This is a genomic window from Prodigiosinella confusarubida, assembly GCF_002847015.1.
Lineage (GTDB): Bacteria > Pseudomonadota > Gammaproteobacteria > Enterobacterales > Enterobacteriaceae > Prodigiosinella > Prodigiosinella aquatilis.
Genome location: NZ_CP025085.1, coordinates 942,182 through 967,054 on the forward strand (window position 1 = coordinate 942,182; position 24,873 = coordinate 967,054).

General features: G+C 49.4%; 25 protein-coding genes and 5 pseudogenes. 17 read left to right on the forward strand and 13 right to left on the reverse strand.

Going from position 1 to position 24,873, the window contains the following annotated elements; translation table 11 throughout:
• Positions 1 to 19: 19 nt before the first annotated feature.
• Together CWC46_RS23175 and ppiA are read left to right on the forward strand one after the other, a co-directional pair.
• A pseudogene (locus tag CWC46_RS23175) lies at positions 20 to 151 on the forward strand (ABC transporter ATP-binding protein); the annotation flags it as partial.
• Positions 152 to 371: 220 nt separating this feature from the next.
• Positions 372 to 950, forward strand: a complete 579-nt coding sequence (gene ppiA / locus CWC46_RS04315) for a peptidylprolyl isomerase A (RefSeq protein ID WP_021013427.1) — start codon at positions 372 to 374, stop codon at positions 948 to 950.
• Between the two features lie 36 nt (positions 951 to 986).
• On the opposite strand, the gene CWC46_RS04320 is transcribed toward ppiA, so the two are convergent.
• The 7 genes from CWC46_RS04320 to CWC46_RS04350 all read right to left on the reverse strand — a co-directional run bounded on the left by CWC46_RS04320 (position 987) and on the right by CWC46_RS04350 (position 9,942).
• Positions 987 to 2,111: a diguanylate cyclase gene (locus CWC46_RS04320; RefSeq protein ID WP_237160206.1), complete on the reverse strand. Its 1,125-nt coding sequence runs from the start codon at positions 2,109 to 2,111 to the stop codon at positions 987 to 989.
• 1,038 nt (positions 2,112 to 3,149) lie between these two features.
• Complete coding sequence (locus tag CWC46_RS04325; protein ID WP_021013425.1) at positions 3,150 to 4,412, reverse strand: pectate lyase family protein; 1,263 nt, start codon at positions 4,410 to 4,412, stop codon at positions 3,150 to 3,152.
• A 167-nt stretch (positions 4,413 to 4,579) separates the two neighbouring features.
• Positions 4,580 to 5,713: a polysaccharide lyase gene (locus CWC46_RS04330; RefSeq protein WP_021013424.1), complete on the reverse strand. Its 1,134-nt coding sequence runs from the start codon at positions 5,711 to 5,713 to the stop codon at positions 4,580 to 4,582.
• Positions 5,714 to 6,221: 508 nt separating this feature from the next.
• Positions 6,222 to 7,358, reverse strand: coding sequence for a polysaccharide lyase (locus CWC46_RS04335; protein WP_021013423.1), 1,137 nt, complete (start codon positions 7,356 to 7,358; stop codon positions 6,222 to 6,224).
• 289 nt (positions 7,359 to 7,647) lie between these two features.
• A complete protein-coding gene (locus CWC46_RS04340) occupies positions 7,648 to 8,049 on the reverse strand; it encodes an oxidoreductase (protein WP_021013422.1) in 402 nt (133 codons plus the stop codon).
• A 119-nt stretch (positions 8,050 to 8,168) separates the two neighbouring features.
• Complete coding sequence (locus tag CWC46_RS04345; RefSeq protein ID WP_101377469.1) at positions 8,169 to 8,936, reverse strand: enoyl-CoA hydratase/isomerase family protein; 768 nt, start codon at positions 8,934 to 8,936, stop codon at positions 8,169 to 8,171.
• A 127-nt stretch (positions 8,937 to 9,063) separates the two neighbouring features.
• Complete coding sequence (locus tag CWC46_RS04350) at positions 9,064 to 9,942, reverse strand: LysR family transcriptional regulator (protein ID WP_021013420.1); 879 nt, start codon at positions 9,940 to 9,942, stop codon at positions 9,064 to 9,066.
• Between the two features lie 123 nt (positions 9,943 to 10,065).
• Between CWC46_RS04350 and CWC46_RS04355 the strand changes: the two genes are divergently transcribed.
• The 5 genes and pseudogenes from CWC46_RS04355 to CWC46_RS23055 all read left to right on the forward strand — a co-directional run.
• Positions 10,066 to 10,698 carry a glutathione S-transferase family protein gene (locus CWC46_RS04355; protein ID WP_021013419.1) on the forward strand — a complete coding sequence of 211 codons (633 nt, stop codon included), beginning with the start codon at positions 10,066 to 10,068 and terminating at the stop codon, positions 10,696 to 10,698.
• 80 nt (positions 10,699 to 10,778) lie between these two features.
• Complete coding sequence (locus CWC46_RS04360) at positions 10,779 to 11,000, forward strand: hypothetical protein (protein WP_201797190.1); 222 nt, start codon at positions 10,779 to 10,781, stop codon at positions 10,998 to 11,000.
• A 51-nt stretch (positions 11,001 to 11,051) separates the two neighbouring features.
• Entirely contained in the window at positions 11,052 to 11,768 is a 717-nt protein-coding gene (locus CWC46_RS04365) for an SDR family oxidoreductase (RefSeq protein WP_021013417.1), read from the forward strand.
• Positions 11,769 to 12,688: 920 nt separating this feature from the next.
• Entirely contained in the window at positions 12,689 to 13,033 is a 345-nt protein-coding gene (locus CWC46_RS23050) for an integrase arm-type DNA-binding domain-containing protein (protein ID WP_021013416.1), read from the forward strand.
• A gap of 18 nt (positions 13,034 to 13,051) precedes the next feature.
• A pseudogene (locus CWC46_RS23055) lies at positions 13,052 to 13,684 on the forward strand (tyrosine-type recombinase/integrase); the annotation flags it as partial.
• Here the strand turns inward: CWC46_RS23055 and CWC46_RS04375 are convergent.
• Positions 13,612 to 15,137, reverse strand: a protein-coding gene (locus tag CWC46_RS04375; RefSeq protein WP_101377470.1) for an IS3 family transposase whose coding sequence is annotated in 2 segments (ribosomal slippage) — positions 13,612 to 14,693 and positions 14,693 to 15,137 — 1,527 coding nt in all. Because the reading frame shifts where the segments join, the coding sequence is not laid out codon by codon here. The pseudogene CWC46_RS23055 and the gene CWC46_RS04375 sit on opposite strands and share 73 nt — an antisense overlap.
• A gap of 33 nt (positions 15,138 to 15,170) precedes the next feature.
• Here CWC46_RS04375 and CWC46_RS04380 point away from each other — a divergent pair.
• Positions 15,171 to 15,509, forward strand: coding sequence for a tyrosine-type recombinase/integrase (locus CWC46_RS04380; RefSeq protein WP_255401385.1), 339 nt, complete (start codon positions 15,171 to 15,173; stop codon positions 15,507 to 15,509).
• A 192-nt stretch (positions 15,510 to 15,701) separates the two neighbouring features.
• On the opposite strand, the gene CWC46_RS04385 is transcribed toward CWC46_RS04380, so the two are convergent.
• The gene (locus CWC46_RS04385) at positions 15,702 to 16,262 is read right to left on the reverse strand and encodes a hypothetical protein (protein ID WP_021013411.1); all 561 of its coding nucleotides are present in this window, start codon (positions 16,260 to 16,262) and stop codon (positions 15,702 to 15,704) included.
• A 77-nt stretch (positions 16,263 to 16,339) separates the two neighbouring features.
• Entirely contained in the window at positions 16,340 to 16,564 is a 225-nt protein-coding gene (locus CWC46_RS23180; RefSeq protein ID WP_021013410.1) for a hypothetical protein, read from the reverse strand.
• Between the two features lie 236 nt (positions 16,565 to 16,800).
• On the opposite strand from CWC46_RS23180, the gene CWC46_RS23590 reads away from it, so the two are divergent.
• Both CWC46_RS23590 and CWC46_RS04400 read left to right on the forward strand, forming a co-directional pair.
• Positions 16,801 to 17,115, forward strand: a complete 315-nt coding sequence (locus CWC46_RS23590; RefSeq protein ID WP_071790825.1) for a zinc ribbon domain-containing protein — start codon at positions 16,801 to 16,803, stop codon at positions 17,113 to 17,115.
• Positions 17,116 to 17,324: 209 nt separating this feature from the next.
• Positions 17,325 to 17,783, forward strand: coding sequence for a hypothetical protein (locus CWC46_RS04400; protein ID WP_157831358.1), 459 nt, complete (start codon positions 17,325 to 17,327; stop codon positions 17,781 to 17,783).
• Positions 17,784 to 17,875: 92 nt separating this feature from the next.
• Here CWC46_RS04400 and CWC46_RS04405 read toward each other — a convergent pair whose 3' ends face one another.
• The 3 genes from CWC46_RS04405 to CWC46_RS04415 form a co-directional block, all read right to left on the reverse strand.
• Positions 17,876 to 18,367, reverse strand: coding sequence for a hypothetical protein (locus CWC46_RS04405; RefSeq protein WP_237160207.1), 492 nt, complete (start codon positions 18,365 to 18,367; stop codon positions 17,876 to 17,878).
• Between the two features lie 199 nt (positions 18,368 to 18,566).
• A complete protein-coding gene (locus tag CWC46_RS04410) occupies positions 18,567 to 18,890 on the reverse strand; it encodes a helix-turn-helix domain-containing protein (RefSeq protein ID WP_021013407.1) in 324 nt (107 codons plus the stop codon).
• Positions 18,874 to 19,233, reverse strand: a complete 360-nt coding sequence (locus CWC46_RS04415; protein WP_021013406.1) for a type II toxin-antitoxin system RelE/ParE family toxin — start codon at positions 19,231 to 19,233, stop codon at positions 18,874 to 18,876. Before CWC46_RS04415 ends, CWC46_RS04410 begins: the two co-directional genes overlap by 17 nt.
• A gap of 1,008 nt (positions 19,234 to 20,241) precedes the next feature.
• Between CWC46_RS04415 and CWC46_RS04435 the strand changes: the two genes are divergently transcribed.
• From CWC46_RS04435 to CWC46_RS04460, 7 genes and pseudogenes are all read left to right on the forward strand, one after another.
• A complete protein-coding gene (locus CWC46_RS04435) occupies positions 20,242 to 21,120 on the forward strand; it encodes an integrase domain-containing protein (protein ID WP_021013403.1) in 879 nt (292 codons plus the stop codon).
• Positions 21,121 to 21,122: 2 nt separating this feature from the next.
• Positions 21,123 to 21,305: pseudogene (locus CWC46_RS04440) on the forward strand (helix-turn-helix transcriptional regulator); the annotation flags it as partial.
• Positions 21,306 to 21,315: 10 nt separating this feature from the next.
• Positions 21,316 to 21,423, forward strand: a pseudogene (locus CWC46_RS23185) (ash family protein); the annotation flags it as partial.
• A gap of 90 nt (positions 21,424 to 21,513) precedes the next feature.
• On the forward strand, positions 21,514 to 21,690 hold the full coding sequence (locus CWC46_RS23190; protein ID WP_021013401.1) for a hypothetical protein: 177 nt from the start codon (positions 21,514 to 21,516) through the stop codon (positions 21,688 to 21,690).
• Positions 21,683 to 22,567, forward strand: a pseudogene (locus CWC46_RS23195) (primase-helicase zinc-binding domain-containing protein); the annotation flags it as partial. The gene CWC46_RS23190 and the pseudogene CWC46_RS23195, both read left to right, overlap by 8 nt.
• A 63-nt stretch (positions 22,568 to 22,630) precedes the next feature.
• Positions 22,631 to 23,719 carry a helicase RepA family protein gene (locus tag CWC46_RS23200; protein ID WP_237160217.1) on the forward strand — a complete coding sequence of 363 codons (1,089 nt, stop codon included), beginning with the start codon at positions 22,631 to 22,633 and terminating at the stop codon, positions 23,717 to 23,719.
• A 489-nt stretch (positions 23,720 to 24,208) separates the two neighbouring features.
• A complete protein-coding gene (locus CWC46_RS04460; protein ID WP_021013399.1) occupies positions 24,209 to 24,784 on the forward strand; it encodes an aminodeoxychorismate synthase component II in 576 nt (191 codons plus the stop codon).
• The last annotated feature ends 89 nt before the right edge of the window (positions 24,785 to 24,873 follow it).

Consider the following 24,873-nt stretch of genomic DNA (forward strand, 5'->3'; position numbering starts at 1 on the left):
AAAAATTGTAGTTTTCATGCTCATTCTGGAGCCGCTGGCAACGCGGGAACTGACACTGGATACGCCGAAAAATCCCTATACTGCTATGTTGGTGGATGCCAGTCGGCAGTATAGCCGTGACCTGGCTATTCGCTCGGAACAAATGGGATAGTTCCTGGTGGTCAGCCAAACATGACTTCTGGCTGACTGGTGAGATTCTCCTTCCGGCCCTTTTTTTATGTTGAGACGGACTAAACGCACAGATGATCGCGCCTTTTTCTATCATTTAGATCTCGATACTGCGTAAAAAAAGGTAAATGGGTAGCGCTGGAGCATAGGGCTATTTACAATCATTACGCTTTCAGTGCTTGGTTCTCAAAAAGGAATTATTCATGTCAAAACGTATACTGGCAGCGGTCGCAACGGTTCTTTCTTTAACCGCATTTTCGCCCGCGTTTGCTGCAACCTCTACTTCTACTTATGTGCTGCTTACTACGTCAGCCGGGAACATTGAATTGGCGCTGGACAATCAAAAAGCACCAGTATCTGTGAAAAACTTCGTGAATTACGTAAATAGCGGATTCTATAACGGCACAACGTTCCACCGTGTTATCCCTGGCTTTATGATTCAAGGCGGGGGATTTGACAGCAATATGAAACCGAAGGCGGTTAATCCGGCGATTAAAAACGAAGCGGATAACGGTTTGCGCAACGTGCGGGGTACGATCGCTATGGCGCGCACTGCTGAGAAAGACAGTGCCACCAGCCAGTTCTTTATCAATGTTGCAGATAACGCTTTTCTGGATCATGGTCAGCGCGATTTCGGTTATGCAGTATTTGGCAAGGTAGTAAAAGGGATGGATGTGGCGGATAAGATTTCTCAGATGCAAACCGAAAATGTCGGTCCTTATCAGAATGTTCCCATCAAGCCGATTGTCATTCAGTCGGCAAAAGTTTTAAAAAATAAGTAATGAGTGATTCTGGCAGGAAGTTCGCTTCCTGCTTGGTCAGGGCAGTGTGGCAATATTTAATTTTTGATCTTCAATCAGCATATGCTGGGCGATGACCTCGTAAACGATATAGTGGAATAGTTCTATGCTGCCGATCTGCCCTTGTTGACAGCACGCTATCATCTCGTCAACTTGTGCAAGCAGCTTATTGTGTATAACGGTGTGTGATGCTGCCATCGGATGATGTTTGTCCCACAGAAACGACTCCTCATCCTGCATGTGTCGCCTAATGTCATCAGCTAGTCTGCCAGCATACTCAATCAATACCTCTGACGAGGATTTTTGTAAAATCAGTTGCAGGAAATCATTAGCCTTATCAAAAAGTAAACGGTGCTGCATGTCTATTTCCGCGTAACCCGTTTCGTAGGTGCTGCGCCAGGTCAGTGTAACCAGATGAGCGTCTTGCCTGTTTATATCGTTCTCTTCTGCCGTTTCAAGGGTTTCCAGCTCCACTCGGTTTCGTCCATTGGCTTTTGCCCGGTAAAGTGCTGCATCAGCCCGCCCAAGCCAATCTGACCAGCTGTCTGTCGATTTACCGATGGCGATGCCAATGCTGGCTGTTATCTGAATCGAGTTGGGGAATATCTGTGTTTCCAGCGAGGAAAGAATGCGTTCCGCTGTTTCTATGGCGCCAGCCAGTCCGGTGGATGGCAATATTGCCACGAACTCTTCACCTCCCCAGCGCCCCAGTACATCTGTTGTCCGCAACGATTGCCAGGCCGTATTCACAAAGCCGCATAGTATGGTATCTCCAGCCGCATGCCCGAATTTGTCATTGATCTTTTTAAAATTATCCAGGTCGATCATCAACAGGGATACCGGGTGCCCGTAACGTTCCAACCGAGCCATTTCCTGCTGGGCGATTTCCTGAATGCGGATGCGGTTCCAGCATCCGGTCAGATTATCTTGTCTCACCATCAGACTATTCAGATGATCTGACCGATCTTTTGCCATCATCATCATCCCGTTGACCACAAACATCAGCGTAAGGATATTGGAAAAATTGAAGATAAAATGATGAAACGAGTTGCTGAGCAAACCATATTGTTGATTATTTTGAATGATGGTGGCTACCAGCCGTCCGACCAGCGCCAGTAGATTGATACCTAAACCTAACACCATCAGATTTCTTCCCCTTGAAGGCTGCGAGGCGTCTTGAGACATGAGGTAGTAGATAATAATTGCGCTTTGTATAAAAGAAACCGCGGCATTAATTAGCAGCCGTAAATATATACTTTCTATAACCAGACTGAATGCTATCAGAATGAAAAGAATAGGTCCCCAGAGCACCCAAGATGGGACTTCACGTTTTTGAAAGCGGATGACGGAGAGTAAAAGCAGAGAATAACCCGTTGTCACGATGGTATTGGCGAGCACAATAGAAATAACATCAGGAACGTGGTGTCGAAGCAGCAACAAAGATAAGCCGCAGGCAAAAAAAATCATAGACCAGAAACAAATCTCAAGTCCTTGATCATTCTGGCTGTGAACAAACCAGCGGACGCAGATGGCGAGAATAAGACAGATGGCAATGAGCATCATAAACATAGTTGGGATATCAACTTTCATCCGTCACCTCAAAGTGAAAATCAAAAAATACTGTTATTAACCTGCGCACGTTATGAAATATTGGGATGGTGCGCTCATCGGTAATTATGCTGAATGTCCCGTCACATCAAGGGATGCTGGTTATGCTCTGAAATTCATCGTGATGCCGTTATCGACTGAAAGATCTGGCACCAGAACAGAGACAGCAGATCGTGTCGCCTTTGATCAAACTCGGCAACATAAGTGTGTGGTTGGTATTAGACCCGTTGTTTGTGTCTGTTAAACCATATGATGTGATTCAGGCTAACGTTTTTATCGGCATATATTGGCATGTCTGTACTGTTTGCCAATAGCTTAATGTCAATATCTGGTGTAAAAGATGCGAACTGGCTGAAGATGTAAGGTTATTACAGCAAAGATGCATATCGGGTGTTTGCGTGATATTGGCGGAGCGCTGGCATGATGCATCTGATTGGCAATATTGTTTTTAAGCCTCAGATATCCGGGCATACTGCACCGAGAGGGCACTTTCCCTGATAGCTGAACATTGCCAGCCTCAGGGGAAACCATGAATGGTTCCCCCGGGTTGTGTTCAGGTATGGCGAATAGGCATTATTCCAGTGCTTTTGCCATGGTTTGCAGCCATTCGTCAACATTACTGGATGGTACTGTCAGTGTGTGCTTGGTCGCAGTTGCCGTGGGATAGCCGCCGACATCATCCTGACTGTCGATAAAAGAACCCGTGCGATTCTGGAAGTTACTGATAATGCGTTTATCTACCGCATCGCGATCCAGTGGACGAGCCCCCACCTTTTGCATGACCTGGTTGACTACGGAACCGGAACGGATGGCGGTCAGACCAGTAGGCCAGACCGGCGCGGATTTCAGCAGGCTGATGCCAGTGCCAGAGGTCTGGGCCACAGCGTTCCCCGCAGTATCATAAGCCAGGTTATCGCTCATCCAGACATTACCTCCTGTGGTATTGCTGCCGACCAATGACAGATCGGATTGGGTGTTTTTACCGTGATACATCACGTTACCTACGATGGCGACTTTTGGCTTATCGGGCAGAGTACGTCCTTCCCACTCACTTTGTATCGCACCCATCCGAATGGCCCATTTGCCGGGATTATAGATCAGGTTATTGACGATAACGCCAGTGGCGTTGCCCTTAAACCAGGGATTGCGTTCGTTATTCTGGGCATAGAGGTTGCCGATAATGGCGGCATTGGTCACGTTATCATGAACCAGTGTTCCCATGGAGTGGATGCCCTTGGAATGGCTGGAATCATAAAGGCCTTCGGCGATGATATTGTTTGAAAAGGTAACATTATGGGCCGTACCTGACTGGCCATCGTAACGGGGGCCGGAAACTGACAGGTTTTCGTCAGTCCCCCAGGCGAAACTGCAATGATCGACCACGACGTTATAGGCGCTGGGGCCATAAAGAGAGACGTCTTTTTCAAAACCGCTCTTCTTGGCGTGGCCTGCGTCACCAATGCGGAAGCGGACGTGTTGCATCAGTACATCGTGCGTTGAAATGGACATACCGCCGCGGATCAGCGTAATGCCTGGTGATGGCGCGGTCTGACCGGCAATCGTCACAAAAGGTTCTGTTAGTTTCAGGTCATGTTCATCCAGATCAATGATTCCACCGACTTCGAAAACAATAATACGCGCGCCTTTTGTGGCCAGTGCTGTACGCAGTGAGCCCGTGCCGGTGGAGGCGAGGGTGGTGACACGGATAATTTTGCCGCCGCTGCCAGCCACGGTATCGGTACCAAATCCTTTTAAGTCAGGCGCTGCGGTTGTTGCAGCGTTAGCCGACAACACGCAGGCGCCAAATAATACAGCAAATAAAAGATCACATTTCATCGCTGTTTACTCCAGGGTAGTGTTTTTTTCATAAAAAATGAGCGAGCTGACATCGCTCGCTCAGGTCGCATCTGTTCGTTATCTGCCCGGATAAAAGCGTCGTACTCACAGCATCAGTTGTGCAATGTTCTCTGCCGCCATGAGATCAATTCCGGGCTGGGGACGATTTAGTTACAGGCTGAACTGGTCAAGGTTGCCAGGTTCTTACTGACACCGGCATAGTTAGCCAGTTTGTTTTTCACGCACTGGGCGCTGACCGGGCTATAGCTGTAAGGAATGCTGGATGGGTAGGCCTCCGTGGTAGTCCAGTCGTCCGCATTTACATAAGCTTTGGTATCGGCAGTCCAGGTAATGTTGTAGGTAGTGAAGTCGGCAGGTTTGGTAATGTTGTTGTTACGTAGATCCCACTTACCGAAATTGGAGCCATCATAACGGGACGTTACCGGGTTCACTGCATTTTCAAACCAGTTGCTTTCGATCAGCGCATTACCATTTTGACGCACGTTCAGACCCGAACTGGTAATGCCGGTGTACAGGTTGTTATAGGCATGTACCAGGCCACCACGTTGCAGTGGCAAACGTGCATTCACATCGCTGTAAATATTGTGGTGATAGGTGATGCTACGGCCGGTATCGCTGGAACTGGAGCCATCAAGACCGACTTTCTTGATACCATGAATATAATTATAGGAAACGGTGACATAAGTAGACGCTTTCTTGATATCTACCGCGGATTCAAACGTGGTGTCTCCATCAGGCGTGCCGTCACATTCATGGTTTTGAGCGAAAATTTCATTGTGATCAATCCAGACATTGGGTGAGGCATCCACGCGGATCGCATCACCATCACTGGCTCCGCCCGGCATATAGCCCATACGCATGTTCTGTACCACCACGTCAGAAGATTTGACGATCCAAATCCCGAAGTTGGCAGAAGAACCATTGGCACCAATGATGGTCAGACCCTTGGTGAAATTCTTGACTTCTACACCGCGGGCATCTTTGCTCCACTGACCGCAGATATTGGCGGCAGCAGCATTGATCAGCGAGTCTTCGTTACCGGTGTAGGTGATGATCAGCGGATAGGCACCGGTTGAGACTTTCTTGCCAGCGGAGTCGTATCGGGCGGCAGCAATGATATCGATAATATCTTGCATGGATGCTGCCGTTTTACTGACTGCACCGGTAACGTTACCGCCAGCGGTGGTGGCATAACCACCGGTTGCTGTACTTGCGGCAAAGACGGGTTGGCATAATGCTAACAACAGCCCCGCAGTTATAGGTTTCAGTAATGCTTTCATGAGTAGTGTTCCTATTTTTTCCAAAGGTATTTTCGGGCATTTATCGTTCCACATGCCCTTGAGGTAGGTTGTTTCGGCACGAAATAGGTAAGTAGAACCGAAGCATGCTGATCAACCACACACAGTTTTAGCTTAAAAAAGGAACAATTCAATAATTAAAACGATGTTTCATTATGTGTTTTGGTATTAATTTTCAGAGATTTGATGGGCGTCACTTTTATTGGTCGGATGTCTTAAATATCCAAGACGCTAATTGTAAAAATTAAGTTTAATTTAATAGTTACATTTTGGTCTTATCTGTACGGATGGTCATAATTCTGGGTTGGTGTCAGGATGTCTTTACTGAAAAATCTGCGCTGATTCCTTTTTCTTTGGCAAATGAGCGAGCTGACATCGCCCGCTCAGGTCGCATCTGTTCGTTATCTGCCCGGATAAAAGCGTCGTACTCACAGCATCAGTTGTGCAATGTTCTCTGCTGCCATGAGATCAATTCCGGGCGGGGAACGGTTTAGTTACAGGCTGAACTGGTCAAGGTTGCCAGGTTCTTACTGACGCCAGCATAGTTAGCCAGTTTGTTTTTTACGCACTGGGCACTGACCGGGCTGTAGCTGTAAGGAATACTGGACGGGTAAGCCCCGGTGGTGGTCCAGTTGTCTGCGTTTACATAAGGCTTGGTATCGGCAGTCCAGGTAATGTTGTAGGTAGTGAAGTCGGCAGGTTTGGTAATGTTGTTGTTACGCAGTTCCCACTTACCGAAATTGGAACCATCGTAACGGGAGGTCACCGGGTTCAACACATCTTCAAACCAGTTGCTTTCGACTAATGCGTTCCCATTCTGGCGCACGTTCAGGCCAGAACTGGTGACATTGGTGTACAGGTTGTTGTAGGCATGAACCAGACCGCCACGTTGTAGCGGCAGGCGGGAGGTGACATCGTTGTAAACATTGTGATGATAAGTGATGTTGCGCTCTGCCGTATCTGACGAGCTGAATCCTGCCAGACCCACTTTCTTCACACCATGGATGTAGTTGTAAGACACGGTAACGTAGGTTGAGTCTTTTTTGATATCCACAGCCGATTCAAAGGTTGTATCGCCGTCTTTACTGCCATCACATTCATGATTGGCAGCAAACAGTTCGTTGTGGTCAATCCACACATTAGGGGATCTATCAATGCGGATCATATCGCCGTCACTGGCCCCGCCTGGCAGATAACCGATACGCATGTTCTGTACCACTACGTCGGAGGATTTTGTAATCCAGATCCCGAAGTTGGCGGAAGAACCATTGGCACCGATGATAGTGATGCCTTTGGTGAACTCCTTGATTTCCACCCCACGGGCATCTTTTGCTGACTGGGCGCAAATGTTGGCGGCAGCGGCATTGATCAGCGAGTCCTCGTTACCGGTGTAAGTGATGATCAGCGGATAGGCACCGGTTTTGACTTTCTTGCCAGCGGAGTCGTATCGGGCGTCAGCAATGATATCGATAATATCTTGCATGGATGATGCCGTTTTACTGACTGCACCGGTAACGTTACCGCCCGCGGTGGTGGCATAACCACCGGTTGCTGTACTTGCGGCAAAGACGGGTTGACATAATGCCAACAACAGCCCCGCAGTTATAGGTTTCAGTAATGCTTTCATGAATAGTGTTCCTGTTTTTTCCAAAGGTATTTTCGGGCATTTATCGTTCCACATGCCCTTGAGGTAGGTTGTTTCGACACGAAATAGGTAAGTAGAACCGAAGCATGCTGACCAACCACACTCAGTTTTAGCTTAAAAAAGGAACAATTCAATAATTAAAACAATGTTTCATTATGTGTTTTGGTATTAATTTTCAGAGATTTGATGGGCGTCACTTTTCTTGGTCGGATGTCTACGTGCTAAAGCATATTATTTCAATAATTAATTATTTTTTAATAATATGTAGTGACTATTTCATCTGTTGCATATTGTGATGCCGATTGGTTTGTCTGGATGGTTTTACCGGCGGGTGCCTGATGATTTTCTCTTTTACCATGTTAAAAATAAACAGTGTGAATGCCAATATGTTTGAAACGGCTTCAACCAAACGCTGCCAGCCAGCCAGCCAGCCAGCCTGCTGCTCGTCGTTGAAGATGACGGGGGCATATTCATAGGCATTGGCGTAGGGAGAGATGGCTGTCGCCTCTGCGATAAGCAGTCCTCCCTGACTCGCACGTTGACGATAATATTCAACCATCAGTTCGCCAGGAATGCCTCCTTGCACGGTTCTCATGCGTGTTGTGGGTACCATTACAACTCTACGCTCCAGACGCAATTTTCCTGCCGTCACGGGCGATAATAATGCTTTCATGATTTACCCTCTCAATAGACAGGTACCCTGAATAACGAGGGAGACCCTACTTAATAAATGTCCGATAATTTACAAAATCCTCATCGTCTGAAGATAAGCCAGACGATGACTGGAAACGCTTATTTCTGCGTCATGCTCTGTGCCACCTGGGCCGCACTGATCCCTTCGAGCGCCAGACCATAACCGGTGCCCTCTTCGATCAACCGTTTTAGTCGCTGGGTCAGCGCAATGCGTGTATAGCGGGATGTGAGCGGTGGAAGCGCGGCAATGCCGTCGGCAATTTCATGCGCGCGGGCAAGCAGATGGTCTGCCGGGACAATTTCGTTAACCACGCCCCAGTCTTTTGCGGTTTCTGCATCGAGGACCTGGCGGGTAAGTAGGAAATAGCGGCCACGGATCGAGCCGATGACTTCTGGCCAGAGAATGTGAACGCCGTCGCCGGGCACAATCCCAAATTCAAAATGCGGTTTATCCTGGAAGACGGTTTCCGGCGTAGCCAACACGATGTCGGTCAGTAAGTCATATTCGCTATGGAGTAACACGGGGCCGTTCAGCGCGGTAATCATGGGGACTTCGATGTCCAGAATGTTGCTTAACACCTTTCTGCCTTCACGCAGAATTTTGTCAAAGCCTAATGGGCTGAAAAAGTCAAAGCCTTCTGGGCTGATGGCATCCATAAAAGCATCACCTGAACCTGTTAGGATCACCACACGGTTTTCACGGTCTTCACCGATGGTATGAAACAGGGTAACGAATTGTTCATGAGAGTGGCCGTCGAAGACCAGTTTTTCACCGTTGGTATGCAGCTTGACCTCTAATACACCGTTAGTTTTACGCGTCAGACGGGCGTTGGAGAAGGCATTACGATAGGTTTCAAATGTTGACATGGTTGCGATCCTTGTTATTGCCAGTCCGGATTGGCTGGCCGTGAAACAACAATATTCCATTCCAAACGAAATGGGATCGCCTCCAGATTAGATAATGGCTATTCCTAAGAGGAATGTTTGAGAGTTATTACTCAGACATGATAGTTTCAACAAAGCCAGCGAATTGGCGCGCCTTGGCACTCGCTAAACGGCCATTTGGGAAAACCGCCCAGAGGTCAATGCAAGGCAGTTCCCAAGCCGTCAGTACTTTTCTAACCACGCCAGTTCTCAGTTCCTCTGCGAACATCCAGTCTGAAGCAATGCACAATCCCATATGACTCAGTACGGCAGCGCGTTGTCCTTCAGCGGCGCTGACCCGCACGCGCCCATTGACTGATGTTGAAATCACGGCGCCGTTGCGAGTGAATGACCAGAGAGTGGGCTGTGGGTTATAGAGGATAGTTTCATGCTCGGCTAACTCGGCCGGTATTTTCGGCTCTCCGTTTTTTTCCAGATAGTCCGGAGTGGCTATAACAGAACGAGGGCTGGTGGCCAGCTTACGTGCGACGGCGGAGGAGTCGGGCAAAATCCCCATGCGCAACGACACGTCTACGCCCTCGGCAATCAGGTCTATGACGTGGTCATCAAGGATGACGTCGACGCTCAGTTCTGGATGCTCCTCAAGAAATCGGGGGAGGTGGGGAATGATATGCAGTCTGGCAAAGGTGGTTGCAGCCGAAATACGTAGCTTCCCGGATAACCCCCTTCCCGCGCCTCTGGCGGCCAGTTCAGCCTCTTCGGCTTCTTGCAGCGCCGCCTGTGCCCGTTCGTAAAACCTTTGGCCCGCCTCAGTCGGCGTCAGACCGTGGGTAGAGCGCGTCAGTAGGCTGGTTTGTAGTCGGGCTTCAAGTTGGGCAACGATTTTGGACACTGCGGGTTGGCCGACGTTGAGTTGTCGGGCGGCAGCGGAAAAGGAGCCTGTTTCTACGACCCTGACATATGTGGCCATTGCCTGAAATCGATCCATATTATTCCCTTAAAGAATAGATGTTATCACTCCAGCATATCTACCATTCCAAATGTACGCCAGCCAATATGTTGTTCAGCGAACCGGGAGTTACCCGAAAATAATCTGAACAAGGAAATGACCATGATAGATGTCTATGCATTTGCCACACCCAACAGCATCAAAGTGCCTATCGCGTTAGAAGAACTTGGCCTGGATTATGTTCTGCATGCCGTGAATGTACGCAAAGGAGAACAGAAGTCAGCTGGGTTTATTGCATTAAATGCCAATGGCAAGGTACCCGTGCTTGTTGATTCGCAGGCTTCATCTGAAACACTTGTTTTGACCGAATCATCCGCGATCCTCATATACCTCGCCGAAAAAAGCGGAAAGCTTTTGCCTGCCGAGGGACCAGAACGGGCCCGCGTGTTCGAGCAGCTGTTCTTTCATGCGTCAGGATTGGGTCCCGCCTTTGGTCAATCGGGATTCTTCCGGCATCAGGTGTCCGAACCCCAGCCGCTGGCGATTCAGCGTTTTTTATCCGAGGCTGTTCGTACCTTAAACGTGCTTGATAACACCTTGGCGGAACGTCCTTTTGTTGCCGGAGATGATTTCTCAATCGCGGATATAGCCCATTTTGGCTGGTTGTGGCGGCGAGAGTTTGCTGGTGTAACCCTGGAGGATACGCCTCATGTAGCGCGCTGGTTTGAGGAAATCTCCGCGCGGCCCGCCGTTCAGCGTGCCATAGAGAAAGTTAATTCGCTGGCCTCGCAGTAAGTTCGTTATCCATTGCGACTCTTTTTTGTCATTACCCTATTTTGTCTGACCCTAATAATAGGGTGGCTGCGGCATTTGGTTTGCGTTTCGAGTTACCTGATTATCTGGTCGAACTGTACAAAGCGCTTAAGAACGACCTGCCGACATTTAACAGTGATGGGGGCTGGACGCTTTCTATGTCAGCACGCTATGTCATTGACCAGCAGAGCGCCATTATTTATGCGGAGGTGAACCCGGATTATACCCGTCGTCCCGATCCCGAAGACAGGCTGCCGTCCCTGCGTTGCGTTCGCGGTATCTGAATCTATTTTCTCTTCTGACGTGCTGTCAGCGGACTTTTATTGGAGTGGTTCATGAGTAGAACTTTCTTGATAACCGGTGCCAGTAAAGGCATTGGACTGGCGTTGGCTCATCGTCTTGCCGGAACGGGGCATCATGTTGTCGGTCTCGCACGGGGATCAGTGGATAACTTCCCAGGCACGCTGGTCGGTGTTGATCTTGCGGACACAGTTGAAACTGAAAAGGTATTTGCTCAGTTAAGCCAACATTACGAGTTTGATGGTTTGGTCAACAATGTTGGTCTGGTTAAACCACAGCGTCTGGGAACCATTGATCTCATCTCTTTTGATGAGGTCATGCGGGTCAATCTGTATCCGGCAGTTCAGGGAACACAGGCTATCCTGTCCGGCATGATAAAGCGCGGCTGGGGACGGATCGTTAATATATCCAGTCTGACGGTGTTGGGAAGTGTAGATCGCACGGCTTATGCAGCGGCCAAGGCGGCATTGATAAGCTTCACTCGTAGCTGGGCGTTGGAACTCGCGCAAACTCGCATTACTGTGAATGCCGTTGCACCAGGCCCTACCGAGACGGCGCTTTTCAGGGCGAACAATCTTCCTGGCAGCGAGGGAGAACGTCGATATCTTACTGGGATACCGATGAGGCGCTTTGGTAAACCAGATGAAATTGCGGCGACTATTGCGTTTCTCCTGTCTGAAGATGCTGCATTCATGACCGGTCAGACACTGTATGTCGATGGCGGAGCATCAATAGGCAATCTTGTTTTTTGAAGCAGAAAATTGAAATATTAAAGGGTGAAATAAACAAACCCATCGCGATTTACCTTCCCTTATTGGGGAGGCGGCCTGCTCTATGTTGATTAACACGCCATGATTTGAGTAACGTCCGCTCCCCCTGGCGCAGGCTGCGTGAAAACCGCTGATCACTTTTTGGTCTAATCAACCGATTTACATGATCATTTACTCCTGATAAACGCACGTTGTTTCTTGGCGCTTTACTAAAATGATTAGCATCCGAATTAAAATGATGCGTGCTGATATGATCCACCATATTAAAGGCCAAGGCAGGGCATCCTGTGACCTTAACTATAGTACTTAGTGCTAGGTCACCCCCTTTTCTTCTAGACTCAAGGTGCGTGAAGTCGGCAAAACTTTGTCGTGTTTTTATCTACGTAACTCGTTGTCTCAGACAACTGCCAATGTTTCCGGTATCCGGTGTTGTAGTGAACGGTATGGCCCTTCTTCAGAAGACAGGGGAAAATGTCGTGGTCTGAAAGATGGCGCGATTATCATAGCGCTGCCTCCGTTAATTCGTTGGAAACGGGGGTTGCCATTCAACAATTAAGCGTTGATGACATCAATTGCTGTCACCCCTTTGCTAGTAGATACGGGTACAATGTCCTGTGTTAGATCCGCTCAATTAGAAAAGTATCATAAAAATTGTTGGTACTATTGTGGAGATCATAAACAAAGTTGCATTATATTTATTTATCAATAAGTTAGGTTTGATATGCTGCTATTAATTGATAACTGCCATCGAAGTCCATTGGCGTTTATTGCCCTCCATGTTTTGGTTCAATCTCATTAAATTACAGTTAATTACCGTTCATTGGTGGGTGAGATAGTCCATTGTTATCCACGAAAATAGCGGGTATCTTTGCGGGTATCGTTTATCTGATACCCGCAATTGTATGCCGCTGACTGATGCAAAAATTCGTAGTACCAAATCGACCAATAAACCGATCAAGCTGGCTGATGGCGGTGGCCTGTATCTGGAGGTTCGCCCGTCAGGTTCAAAACTGTGGCGTTACCGATACCGTATTGCAGGAAAAGAAAACGTATTTGCTCTGGGAGAGTATCCAACACTGAGCCTTGCCGAAGCCCGCGCTGAGCATGATAAAGCCAGAGCTTTGGTCAAACAGGCGATACATCCAGCACATCAGCGTCAGTTAGAACGTATGGCGAGCCACAGTGCTAACGCGAATACGTTCGAAGCTGTTGCGCGTGAGTGGATCGATAAAAAGTCACCAGACTGAACACCTTACTACTTACGGCAGGTAGAACGCTTCTTAGCTGCCGATGTATTCCCTGTCATTGGTAAACTGCCAATCAAAAGTGTGAGAGCAGCCCACCTGCTTGAGATCATCAAACGTATTGAAGGGCGGGGGGCGGAGACGGTTGCTTTGCTGATAAGGCAGTGGTCTTCTGCGATATTTCGTTACGCAGTAGCAACACTTCGCGCAGATAGCGATCCGGCGGCTGCGCTCAAAGGCGCAATACGCCGACCTAAAGTTGAGCATCATAAACCTCTGTCGCGTACTGAAATTGCGGATTTCATGCAGGCACTGAATCGCTATGGTGGCTATCGCACCACGGTGATTGCCTTAAAATTGATGTTACTGACGTTTGTCAGAACTGTTGAGCTTCGCAAAGCAGAATGGCGGGAATTTGATCTGGATGGTGCTGAATGGCGAATCCCTGCCGGAAGAATGAAGATGCGAGAAGAGCATATTGTCCCGTTATCAACGCAGGCGATTGTGCTGCTACGGGAATTACAGACATACACTGGCGGACGTGCGGTAGCTGTCAACGAAGTTGACACCCTTATTCGTTTTTACGCTGCAGATTTTAGCCCGGTTTCTGGCTTGTCTGGATTCAACATTACTACATCTACCCGCTGCCACTGACGGCATGAGGCTGACCACCGTTCCGGTCGGGCTTTTTTAGCCATGTCATACAAGGCTTTTCGTTTTGCCAGCAGGCTTATATCTTCTCCCTGATGCCGTTGTTCTGGTGTGACATAACCGATCGCGCTATGCCGATGCTCCTTGTTATACCACTGGCTAAAGCCCTCCACCCAACGCCGGGCTTCCGCCAGATCCAGGAAGCCTGATGACGGCCACGACGGAACATATTTTAGCGTTCTGAACAGCGACTCCACATACGGATTATCGTTGCTGACTCGTGGTCGGCTGTGCGAACCCGTGATGCTCAGTTCTTCCAGTTTCACTTTCAGCGTCTGGGATTTCATCGGCGCACCATTGTCGGCATGTAACACTAACGGATGGCGGTAACACCGTTCACGTAACACGGTGCGGTGCAGCAGCGCGGCCGCTCGCTCGCCGCTTTCCTCTTCGTGAACCTCGTAACCGACGATTTTACGGCTAAAAATATCTTCTATCAGATACAGATAAAAATAGCGGCCGCGAACCCTGGAGGCCAGCCAGGTGACGTCCCACGTCCACACTTGGCATGGCCCGACAGCCTGATAGCTGGTCGGTTTATTCACCTTCAGCGGTGCGCGGCTACGGCCACGGTGATGTACTTGACCCTGCCGCCGCAGTACCCGGTAAAACGTCGATTCACTGGCCAGATAGAGGCCCTTGTCCGCCAGCCGTGGCACGATCTGCGCCGGCGGCAGGCTGGCATATTCCGGCTCATTACATACCGTGACTATCTGATGCTCTTCTTCGGCGGTCAGTTTATTGGCCGGTACCGGACGCTCTGCCGTGGGTCGACGGTCTTCAGTCTGGTTATTCCAGCGTCGCCAGGTGCTCAGGCTTAACCCTACTTCCCGACAAGCGGGGAGCAGACGTGCGCCGGCGCTCATGGCTTCACGTATCCATCGGATCAGTTGCACGCGTTCGTGAGCGGGGGTCAGTCGTCCTCGTCCGCCTCGCCGTAATACTGATTCAGCTTTTTTCTCAGGACCAGCAGGGCTGCCGCCTCCGCCAGGGCCTTTTCTTTGCGCGCCAATTCACGCTCCAGCCCTTTGATTTTCTTTTGGGCCTGTTTTTGCGACTGCCGGGTATCGACTTGTGGCGTCTGGAGAAAATCCTGTTTCCACTGCGCTATTTGTTCAGGATAAAGCCCTTTACGACGACAATATTCGCCTAATTCGGCTTCACTGAGTGTGGCGGTTTCAACGATGACGGCAAAACGGGCTTCTGTCGACCAAAGGTCTGTGGTTTTGTTGGCTCCGGGCACCGGTTTTCCCTCCAATTTGGCTTGGACCCGCCAATGATAAAGGGTAGCTTCCGATATCCCTTCCTGTTGTGCAAGTGCGGTGACGGTCATGTTGTAAGGAGGAAGTAATTTAGCCAATACAGCGGCCTTACGCTCTGGTGAATAACGTTTCATAACAGGCTCCGTTGCCCCATAGAGATTTTCAGTTTGGGGTGTCAACTATCCTGCCAGAGGGGGCGTGGGTGGTTGTTCCCAAATTATCGTAACCCACAGGATTGCATGACGGCGACCACCCTTAATCGTGCGCTTGAGCGTATGGGGTTTAATGGCAAGGATAGCATCGGTTTTTCCGCGCACGGCTTTCGCGCTACCGCATCAACGATTTTAAATGAAATGGGCTACCGCCCGGATGTGATCGAACGCCAGCTTGCTCATACTGAGCGTAACAAGGTACGAGCGAGTTACAATCGTGCGGTGTATCTGGATGAGCGACGGAAGATGATGCAAGAGTGGGCGGATTTTGTTGGTAATTTGCATTATATATGATTTTGGTTGTTTGAAGTGGGCGACACAAATTGGCCACGACATGAGAGCTTTCTAGAACCACTATACGTCCGCTTCGGCACGGAGCGGACAAGCCCATGAATAACACGTCTGCTGTAAGCGAAGAACGGAAGTTCGCTTTAAGGGTAATGCCAGAGGATCTCTAAAAGAGAATGGTGCGGATTTTAGGGATACTTACAATGCGACTGTTTTGCGGCGTCGTTTGATCAGTGAAGCTGCAATTGATTCAACTTCTCCGAAGTCAATTGAAGCACTCGTTCTAAGAGCCAGATTCCATTTACTGAGAACGCGAGCATTAATAACAAGCTCACCATCCTCTTTTAGTCGCCCATTCTTTAGCAGCCATTCAGCAACATTAGCCCAGTCCCAAAGTGGAGACTGGCCTTTAATTCGCTGGATAGGGCAAGGGAAGTCACCGGTGCCGCGGGTGCCATCTTTTAGCATTGCAATCGCTTGGCGGGACATATTTGTAATTTCAGCAATATCGCTTAAACCTACAAGGGCAGAATCTACAGACTCTACGATAGCGCCGATACCAGCTGATTCGATATTTTCAATCGCTGATGCGATAGCATCATCCAGGGAATCAGCTTCGCGGTCGAATTCAACGTAGACGGAGTTTCCGTACGCACAAAGCAGCGCATCGTCACAGCCGCTTTCGTACAGCGCATCTTCCAGTCCTTCGACCTCATTCGTTACGCCTGAGAGTGTCAGAGTGAAATTATAAAGCGCCATAATACCTCTTTATATAGTATTCAGAGTATTCAACAATTCGGTAAGAAGTGGTTGTAGCCACCCCTTACCGGGCAAAATCAAGGGCAATGGTTTACATTGCGCCTAATTTGCTTGGCATGGTTCTCCGGATTTCCCGGAGTGGACCACACACTCATTTGATGATCTTGGTGCTCATCTGCTGAATTACCACAACGCAGCTTACAAAAGCAGTGGGCAGAACCGCCCGGTGGAACCCAAACCCAGCCTTTACTCAAAGCATAATCAATGGCTGCTTGAATATGCTTGTTCGGATGTTTCTTCATTCGCCTCCGACAATACAATCCTAGTATTGATGTTGACATTTGTCAACGGAGAATGCAATTCATCCGCCTATGCCCTCACCCCGTTGTCGAAAGCTGTCTACGGCCAGCTTTTAACGACTCATAGGCTACAAGTTAACTGTGGTTAGCATCAATATAATTTATAAGGAAATTCTTCTGGCTGCTGCGGATTTGCATCAAACGATATTCGTTGGAGCCACACACAGTATTTTTCAGGCATGCCCCAACTCCTGAATGGTTTCGGTCCACAGTTCCAGGCCGGTGTCGGTCTCGATGAGTTCTTCCGGCAGCTCGACTTCAAATGCGCCTGGCGCGGGGTGAGGCTACTGAAAGTTGGCAGGTGGGGACCCAGCAGTAAACGCTGCAGTTCATGTGGAGAAATCAATGTCGACCTGACACTGGCCATGGGAACATGGACGTGCCCCAGCTGCGGCTCCGGGCATATTCGGTCTTATAAGGGTTTTACCGAATCGTTGTGCTCCATATCTTGCTTCGGTGCGCCAGATATCGCCCTACCAGAACATACGGTATAAGATTTTAATCATTAGTGATTAGCTTAGTTAGGAATTCATGTGGAAAAGGAAACATGGGCATTAGTTGGAGCAGCAGCCATCGCAGGGCCGCTTATTTTTAACACAGTAAAAGAGGCGGTCTGGGAGAGGAAAAAAAGGAAAAGAGAAGAACTACATTAGTAATACAGCTTATATTCGTGCTAGACAAATATATATCTCAGTGTGAATTCTTGTCTTATAACGACGGTATTTATGATCCTGAAAAAGAATACAAGGTAACAGGGTATGTTAAACCTGAACTGCAATTATCATCGGTGAAAGGTGACTATAAATATCTGGATGCAGATATGCTTTACAGGCTGCACGGCATCGATTCGAAACGTGAACAGGTGATCAGTGAACTTTCAAACCTTGATGACTCTTACTTTGATGATGCACCAGATTGCACAGGTTATTATGCCAAGCGGCAGGAACCCTACGCAAAGCACGGCCTGTATGTAATCGAACTCTCAGAGAATATTTGTCGAAAATTCGAAATAAAACATGTGCCATGGGAAGGGGGATTCAATCCGGCGGTCTCCATTCGGGAACGTCTGGTTCAGATTCGCGCATCGAAGTCCCGCGCCAGTCTCCGCAGAATGGAAATGAAGGCGAAGCGAGTCGCTGAAAAACAGCGAAAATTACTGTGACGGTAGGTTACGCTGCGACCCGAATTGTCAACGATCCGCAGAAAGATATGCTCGAAAACAGACGTAAAAAAACCGCCTGCCGGCGGCTTGTATTAGGCTGTTTTTCCGGTTCCCAGCGTGCGAACCTCATGTTCCGACATCCAGTTATCCGTAGCCTCTGTATGCCCGTCTGATTCGGTAAACACGATAATTTCATGAGCGGGGTTGAGGCTCGCCTGATTTTCAACAGATTTCAGCAGCTTAGGGCTGGGGAACATCAATAAATACACCGCTTCCGGCAGATAACTCTTATTCAGGGTCAGGGGCGAATATAAGCTCAATTTCCGTCCGTTAACGGAGATAACCTGATTTGACTTAAGTTTATTAACAACTCTTTTGTCAAAGATGCGTTCTAGTATTTGATCGCAGTGTGATTTGTTGTTCACGCACAGATAGACCTCACACTGATGGTGTTCGGCTCGGTCAGTAGCATATTTTAAGATGCTTCCGTGCAGCCCGTTCATAAGCTCAGAAAACTCACGCTGCAATATCACCCGGTCAGTCATTTTAGTTCCTTTTGATGAATGAATTTCGGCATCCATCATATCGGTAACGTCCGGTTCAGCACAGTGCGGCTGCGCGTCAGATTGCATGGTTCGGCATATTAGGCGTTTTACCGAATGCTCGCAAAAAGTGAGCAAAAAAACCGCCTCGCAGTGGTATTAAAGCAAAGTACAATCGCTAAGTCCGCTCTGGCACATAGCAGACCGTCAATCTATATTCCAAAATAACCAGTCCAATAAATCAAACCAGCACCTTCAACCCATGCTTCTGCACCACGGTAAGCAGTTTCAGCGATAACCCGCTGGGGCGTTTTACACCACTTTCCCATTTTTGCACCGTTGAAACACTGGTATTCAGGTAACGGGCAAAAACCGGTTGGCTGACGTTCAGCTTCTCACGTAGTGCTTTTATTTCTAGCGGTTGAAGATCATCCACACTATTGATGCAGGCTTTGTCAAAGTTTCGCATCGTTTCCTGTGGGATAGCGTCGACGCTGAATAAGCCAGAAGCCGCGCTGTGGATAGCTTCAAATGCAGGACTCTTGAATTTACTTTTTGCGGTCATGGCAAATCTCCACCAGTTCTTTATGCTTAATCAGTGCCGTAATCTTTTCATCGGCAAGGTTGGCATACTGCTTCGCCAGTTCGCGGAACCCGGCCAGTTCACGATCATCAATGTTCGCCATATCCTGCTTGGCATACAGGAACGTGTAAAACCAATGTTCCCCGCCTTTCGCCAGTATGATGGCGCGATCTCGGTTTTGGTTAAGACGTTTCTTGTAAACGCCGCCGCCGAGATCATCAGCTTTCCCCTGAGTTACCGCCTCAATGGCCTGACATAACTCACTATCCTTGATAGCGTGGGATTTAGCCGCCTTAGTAAACCATTTGGTTTTGAATACACGCATCAGGCCAGCATTCCATACCTTTAACTATAGCACTTAGTGCTAGATTACTCCCTTTTGATGAATATTCAAACTACTTGAAGTCTGCAAAATTCCGTCGTATTTTTATCCGAGTAATCCGTTGTCTTAGACAACTGCCAATGTTTCCAGTGTCAGGATGATACGAGTGACCTGAGAGAAACGCCTTCGGGTGGTCACACTGCTAAAGTCATAAGGAATGAAGCGTGGTCTGAGACTGACGCCTTCGGGCGACCACACCGGTACTCTTCCGTAGCCTGAAAGGAAGAGAGCGTGATGAAGAAGCGCGGTAAATCTGCTTACCTTCTGCAAGCAGATGTCGTCAGGGCCGCTATGAGCGTGACGATGAAGGCTACTACTATACCTCAAGCCCAACTATTGCTGTGGGCCTCGCTATACCCAGCCAGAGAGCGGCTTCCATACCGTAGGGGACTGGCCTGTAGCTGCAACGTTATCGTTGTGGTGATTTCACTTCACAGGCGGCTTAAACAGCGCTTACTTCTGTAAGTTCACGCTATCGTGCAACTTTAGCTTTATTCGTCTCAATGATTTGCGTCTGTGCGTGTGAACGTGCTGGCTGCGCGCTGCTATGCCGTAAGGCATCGGCTACGCGCCTGCCTGCATCGTCTGCACCGGCGTCACTTTTTCCGTGCCAACGGATGAAAGTGACGCCGCAGCCTATGGGCACGTCAGCCCCTGAGACAAGCAACTTCAACCACTGCGTCATGAATCTGACACACCTATTTGTGCCGAACTGATCGCTTTTTTTTTACAGGAGATTGAACCGATACCGAGGCAGGCCCAACGGCCTGAGGGGAAAACCTGCAACCGCAGGCGGTCGCACAGAGTGCATAAACCGACACCCCGCAATACCTCAACCGCTGCCCGCTCTGGCGCACAGGTATCGTTCAAGGCAGGTCAATTCCCATTGTGTCTGCCATTTCCCCAAGCGCCAGAGAAAAGCAGCAGGTTGAAATTGTAGGGAGAAGTTGCATGAGTAAATTAAGTCGTGAAATGACCACACTGGCTAAACAGGCCGGTGGGAGCTACAAAACAGTTCATGATCGCATCCGTATTATGGACAGGCTCTGCCGTCACTTACTGGCGCTGAATATTCAGGTGCGTGACATCAAGTACCTCAAAACCAGACATATCGAAAGTTATGTCGCTGAGCGCTTGTCAAAATGCATTGCCGTTCGCACGCTTCACAACGAAATGGCAGCTCTGCGCGCAGTGCTCAGGCAGGGAGGACGGGAAAAGCTCGTCGCTTCTGAGCGCCTGACGAATAAAACACTGGGACTGGGTGGCGCAAGCCGTGCGGGTACAAAGTTTGCCATCCCGGATGCGCTCTATCAGTCTGTGCTGAACACTGCCCGTCAGGACGATGCCGGTCTGGCCTGTGCACTTCAGCTTGCCCGGTTGCTGGGGTTGCGCTCTCAGGAGACGGTGCAGTGCGCCAGTTCGTTGAAAACATGGGAAAAGCAGCTTGAACTCCATCAACAAACGCTCACCGTGGTATTTGGCACCAAAGGCGGCAGGCCGCGTGAAACCCGGATTATCGATCGCGAAGCCATTCAACGAGCAGTGAAAGCGGCGCTAAAGGTGGCTGAGGCGCGTAACGGCAGGTTGATCGATAAATCCGACCTGAAAACCGCCATGAACTTCTGGCGCACACAGACCACCCGATTGGGGCTGACCGGTCACTATTCTCCGCACAGCCTGCGCTACGCATGGGCGCAGGATGCAATCCGTTATTACCTGTCACAAGGATTTTCCCGTAGTGAAGCCAGAGCGTTAACGTCAATGGATCTCGGCCATGGTGATGGCCGGGGCCGCTACGTTGAACGCGTTTACACCCGGAAGGAGGATTGATCATGGCAGATATCACGTTAATTCGCTTATCGGGTGTGATGAAAAAAACCAGCCTTAAAAAATCATGGATTTACCTGCTGATGAAGCAGGGGGAATTTCCTCAGGCGGTCAAAATCGGTTCCCGCTCCGTGGCATGGGTGGAAAGCGAAGTGAATGACTGGATCGCTGCACGCGTCAGCCTGCGAATACCTGTCAATGGTGGCTCAGGCGGGGGCTCCGCAAGGAGCGCCGGGCTACGTGGTAACCGGTTACGCCAACCCCGTCTGGGCTACCACCATAGAGGTTGGCGTCTCAGGTGGTAGTGATACCCTGCTTACCACGGAGGCTGCCTTATGGCTACGACCCTTCCCTTTCTATACCCGCAATCTTTCTTTTTTTCTGCGGGGGTACATCATGTATGACCCCATACCGCTTACGCTGGAAGAACTCGTCGATCACTGTCGGGCGCTGGCCTATGCCATCATCGAACTGGAAAACGCCCTCGCTAAAGAACTGTTGATGTTTATCTTGTGGGAGCGTCTGAATCAGTTAAATGACACACTGGAAGCGGAGGTATCTGACGATGAGTAAATTCGTTTCGGATATTACCGCTCAGTCCCGCTACTGCTGGTCGTCCATTCTTGCAGCGCTGGATATTTCGGTGCCTTCCGGTGGGAAACATGGCTCTTGTCCTGCCTGCGGTGGGAAAGATCGTTTTCGTTTTGATGATAAAGAAGGGCGGGGGACGTGGTTTTGTAATCAGTGTGGTCATGGTGATGGCCTCGACCTGATAGCACAAGTCAGACACTGCGACCTGCCAGCCGCCGCAAAACAGGTGGCCAGTCTGACATTACCCACGTCAACAGCGCCAGCCAGGAAAAAGGCCGCTGACCGCCCGCCTCTTGTGGATAAAATCAAGACCATGCTGAACCATTCAAGTAATGGTGAAAACGTGTATTTGAAAACGAAAGGGCTCTCCACCACTCTCCCATGCCTGACCGCGCAGCAAAAAACGCGCATTAGCGGTATCACGTTTGATAGGGGAAGCCTTCTGTTAGCGCTGCACCGCGTTTCCGGTGAGCTTACCGGCGCACAGTTGATCAACGACAACGGAGAAAAACGCCTGCTGCCTGGTTCACAGTTGAAAGGCGCCTTCATCGCGGTACATTATCCGAAAGAGCCGGACACTATCGTGATCACCGAAGGGTACGCCACCGGCCTGACCATCAGTCTGATAACCACGGCGGCCGTTGTCGCGGCGGTTTCTGCAACCAACCTGATAAATGTCGCTAAAGCCTTACGCAACGAGTATCCCAAAGCCACCCTTATTTTGGCGGGCGATCATGATGTCCATGCCGACGGCGCGACCAATATCGGCAAAGAACAGGCAGAAAAAGCCGCGCTGGCTGTGGATGGCTGGGTTTCGTTACCACCCACCACAAGGCTCTGTGACTGGGATGATTACCGTCAGCAATATGGGCTTGAGGCCACCAAATCCGCCTTCAACAAGCAACGTTATCAGCCCGATACCATGCATACCCCTTTAGTCCGCATCGATACTGCTACATCCGCGTTCAACACCTCATTACCCCTACGCAAAGGCTCTGACGGTTTTGATACTCGGCAGGATTATCTGATTAAAGGCTATCTGCCGAGTTCGTCGGTGGCCAGCGCTTACGGTGCCAGCGGCTCTTATAAGTCTTTTCTGGCGGTGTCGTGGGGATGTCATATCGCCACCGGCAAACCGTGGGCGGGCAAGCCAGTGACGCAGGGGGCGGTGATTTATGTCGTCGGTGAAGGCGGGATTGGTGTTCCCCGTCGTATCCGGGCATGGGAGAAGACACTTAACAGCGGCAGCCCGATTGACGCACTTTATCGAGTGGATTGCCCGATCTTTCCGGCCAGCCCGGAGAGCGTGCAGCAAGTGATACAAGCCGCACGCGATGTGAAAGTCGCCTCCGGTATGCCGGTTCGTCTGATTATTCTGGATACGCTTGCCCGCTGTTTTGGCGGTTCGGATGAGAATGCGGCTAAAGATATGGGCGCATTCATTCAGGGATGTGACGCGATTAAAGCGGCAACACAGGCCACGGTGCTAATTATTCATCATTCCGGTAAAGATCAGGACAAAGGCGCACGAGGCTCCAGTGCCTTCCGTGCCGCGCTGGACGTGGAATTTAACGTCAGGCGTGAAGGTGATGGCGGCGCGTTGATCCTCAGTTGCACCAAGATGAAAGATGCAGAAGAGCCGCCGCGTCGCGCCTATGACCTGAATGCCGTTGATCTGTACGTGGATGATGATGGCGATCAGATCACCTCGCTGGTACTGAACGATGAAGGCCGTGAAGTCAGAGAGGATGATGTTGGCAACGATCCTGATTTAGCCGGTATTTCTAGGCTGACAGAAAACCATGTCGCCTTATGGCAGGCCATTCGTTCACGCACGGCCAACGGCGAAGGCTGCACCCGTTCATTAGTACGAGACGATATGCGGGCAATGGGCTTTGATGTGAACAAGAAGTTCACCCGATGGTTGGACAAGCTGGAAAAAGATGGCCTGATCGCCTTTGAAGGGGAACGGATCACGCCGTTATCGCAACGGAATAAGATGGGGGATTAAACGGGGGAAAGTGGGGGCGAACGGATAATGCGTCATCCTATCCGGCATTTTCCCCCATTTCCCACGCATATATAGACGCGAAGTGGGGGAATAACTTAACTCACTAATAAATAATTGCTTTTAATCTAGCCATGAAAATCAGGTGGGGGAAGCCGTGATCCCTGAGCAAGTGGGGGAAAGGTGGGGGATGGTTTTCTGTTCCCGAGCTGGTGAGTTATGGAAAAATCACCCACATAAGAAAGATGAGCGCCAGCCCCTCCCAAAAAAGGGGCTGGCGCGATGTGATGGGTTCCGCCGTATGGTCATAGGTATCTTTAGCGTTTTGTTAAAGTAAATTTCTTGTCATCCCTTTCATGCTGGAGACAGGTACAATGGCTTTTACCGCTTTAGCCCATAAGCATGTATCGAAAAAAATTGCGGGTATTCTTGCGGGTATGAAAAGAAAGATCAAATAACATTTTTATTATTTATCAATAAGTTAGGTTTGATATGCTGCTATTAATTGATAACTATGATTCCTTTACCTATAACCTGTATCAGTATTTCTGTGAGTTGGGTGAGAATGTGTTGGTAAAGCGCAATGATGAACTGCAACTAGCCGATATTGAACGGTTAGCACCGCAGAGACTGGTGATATCACCTGGTCCTTGCACACCGGATGATGCTGGCATCTCACTGGCGGTTATCCGCCATTTTGCCGGTAGACTGCCGATTCTGGGGGTTTGTCTTGGGCATCAGGCGCTGGGGCAGGCGTTTGGCGCACGAGTGATCCGTGCCCGGCAGGTAATGCATGGCAAAACATCATTAATTCAGCATACCAATGTGGGGGTGTTTACCGGGTTGGCTCAGCCGTTGAACGTCACGCGTTATCATTCTCTGGTGATCGACAAGGCTTCTCTGCCTGACTGTTTCGAGATTACCGCCTGGAGTGAGCATCAGCAGGGAATAGATGAAATCATGGGCATTCGTCACCGTTCTCTGCCTCTGGAAGGGGTGCAGTTTCACCCGGAAAGTATCCTGAGCCAGCAGGGGCATCAGTTATTGAAGAATTTTCTTGGTTTATAGTCATATAGTGGATAATTTTCTTTTCCGGCAGATTAATGATTGCCTCGTTATGACTTTTTATGCATATTTATTGACTATATTTTCATTCA

What these genes read in the sequence shown, in the direction of transcription:
- ppiA (WP_021013427.1), top strand. Translation starts at nt 372, where the DNA reads ATGTCAAAACGTATACTGGCAGCGGTCGCAACGGTTCTTTCTTTAACC.
- CWC46_RS04320 (WP_237160206.1), bottom strand. Translation starts at nt 2,111, where the DNA reads ATGGTGTTAGGTTTAGGTATCAATCTACTGGCGCTGGTCGGACGGCTG.
- CWC46_RS04325 (WP_021013425.1), bottom strand. Translation starts at nt 4,412, where the DNA reads ATGAAATGTGATCTTTTATTTGCTGTATTATTTGGCGCCTGCGTGTTG.
- CWC46_RS04330 (WP_021013424.1), bottom strand. Translation starts at nt 5,713, where the DNA reads ATGAAAGCATTACTGAAACCTATAACTGCGGGGCTGTTGTTAGCATTA.
- CWC46_RS04335 (WP_021013423.1), bottom strand. Translation starts at nt 7,358, where the DNA reads ATGAAAGCATTACTGAAACCTATAACTGCGGGGCTGTTGTTGGCATTA.
- CWC46_RS04340 (WP_021013422.1), bottom strand. Translation starts at nt 8,049, where the DNA reads ATGAAAGCATTATTATCGCCCGTGACGGCAGGAAAATTGCGTCTGGAG.
- CWC46_RS04345 (WP_101377469.1), bottom strand. Translation starts at nt 8,936, where the DNA reads ATGTCAACATTTGAAACCTATCGTAATGCCTTCTCCAACGCCCGTCTG.
- CWC46_RS04350 (WP_021013420.1), bottom strand. Translation starts at nt 9,942, where the DNA reads ATGGATCGATTTCAGGCAATGGCCACATATGTCAGGGTCGTAGAAACA.
- CWC46_RS04355 (WP_021013419.1), top strand. Translation starts at nt 10,066, where the DNA reads ATGATAGATGTCTATGCATTTGCCACACCCAACAGCATCAAAGTGCCT.
- CWC46_RS04365 (WP_021013417.1), top strand. Translation starts at nt 11,052, where the DNA reads ATGAGTAGAACTTTCTTGATAACCGGTGCCAGTAAAGGCATTGGACTG.
- CWC46_RS23050 (WP_021013416.1), top strand. Translation starts at nt 12,689, where the DNA reads ATGCCGCTGACTGATGCAAAAATTCGTAGTACCAAATCGACCAATAAA.
- CWC46_RS04385 (WP_021013411.1), bottom strand. Translation starts at nt 16,262, where the DNA reads ATGGCGCTTTATAATTTCACTCTGACACTCTCAGGCGTAACGAATGAG.
- CWC46_RS23180 (WP_021013410.1), bottom strand. Translation starts at nt 16,564, where the DNA reads ATGAAGAAACATCCGAACAAGCATATTCAAGCAGCCATTGATTATGCT.
- CWC46_RS23590 (WP_071790825.1), top strand. Translation starts at nt 16,801, where the DNA reads ATGCCCCAACTCCTGAATGGTTTCGGTCCACAGTTCCAGGCCGGTGTC.
- CWC46_RS04405 (WP_237160207.1), bottom strand. Translation starts at nt 18,367, where the DNA reads ATGATGGATGCCGAAATTCATTCATCAAAAGGAACTAAAATGACTGAC.
- CWC46_RS04410 (WP_021013407.1), bottom strand. Translation starts at nt 18,890, where the DNA reads ATGACCGCAAAAAGTAAATTCAAGAGTCCTGCATTTGAAGCTATCCAC.
- CWC46_RS04415 (WP_021013406.1), bottom strand. Translation starts at nt 19,233, where the DNA reads ATGCGTGTATTCAAAACCAAATGGTTTACTAAGGCGGCTAAATCCCAC.
- CWC46_RS04435 (WP_021013403.1), top strand. Translation starts at nt 20,242, where the DNA reads ATGAGTAAATTAAGTCGTGAAATGACCACACTGGCTAAACAGGCCGGT.
- CWC46_RS23190 (WP_021013401.1), top strand. Translation starts at nt 21,514, where the DNA reads ATGTATGACCCCATACCGCTTACGCTGGAAGAACTCGTCGATCACTGT.
- CWC46_RS23200 (WP_237160217.1), top strand. Translation starts at nt 22,631, where the DNA reads ATGCATACCCCTTTAGTCCGCATCGATACTGCTACATCCGCGTTCAAC.
- CWC46_RS04460 (WP_021013399.1), top strand. Translation starts at nt 24,209, where the DNA reads ATGCTGCTATTAATTGATAACTATGATTCCTTTACCTATAACCTGTAT.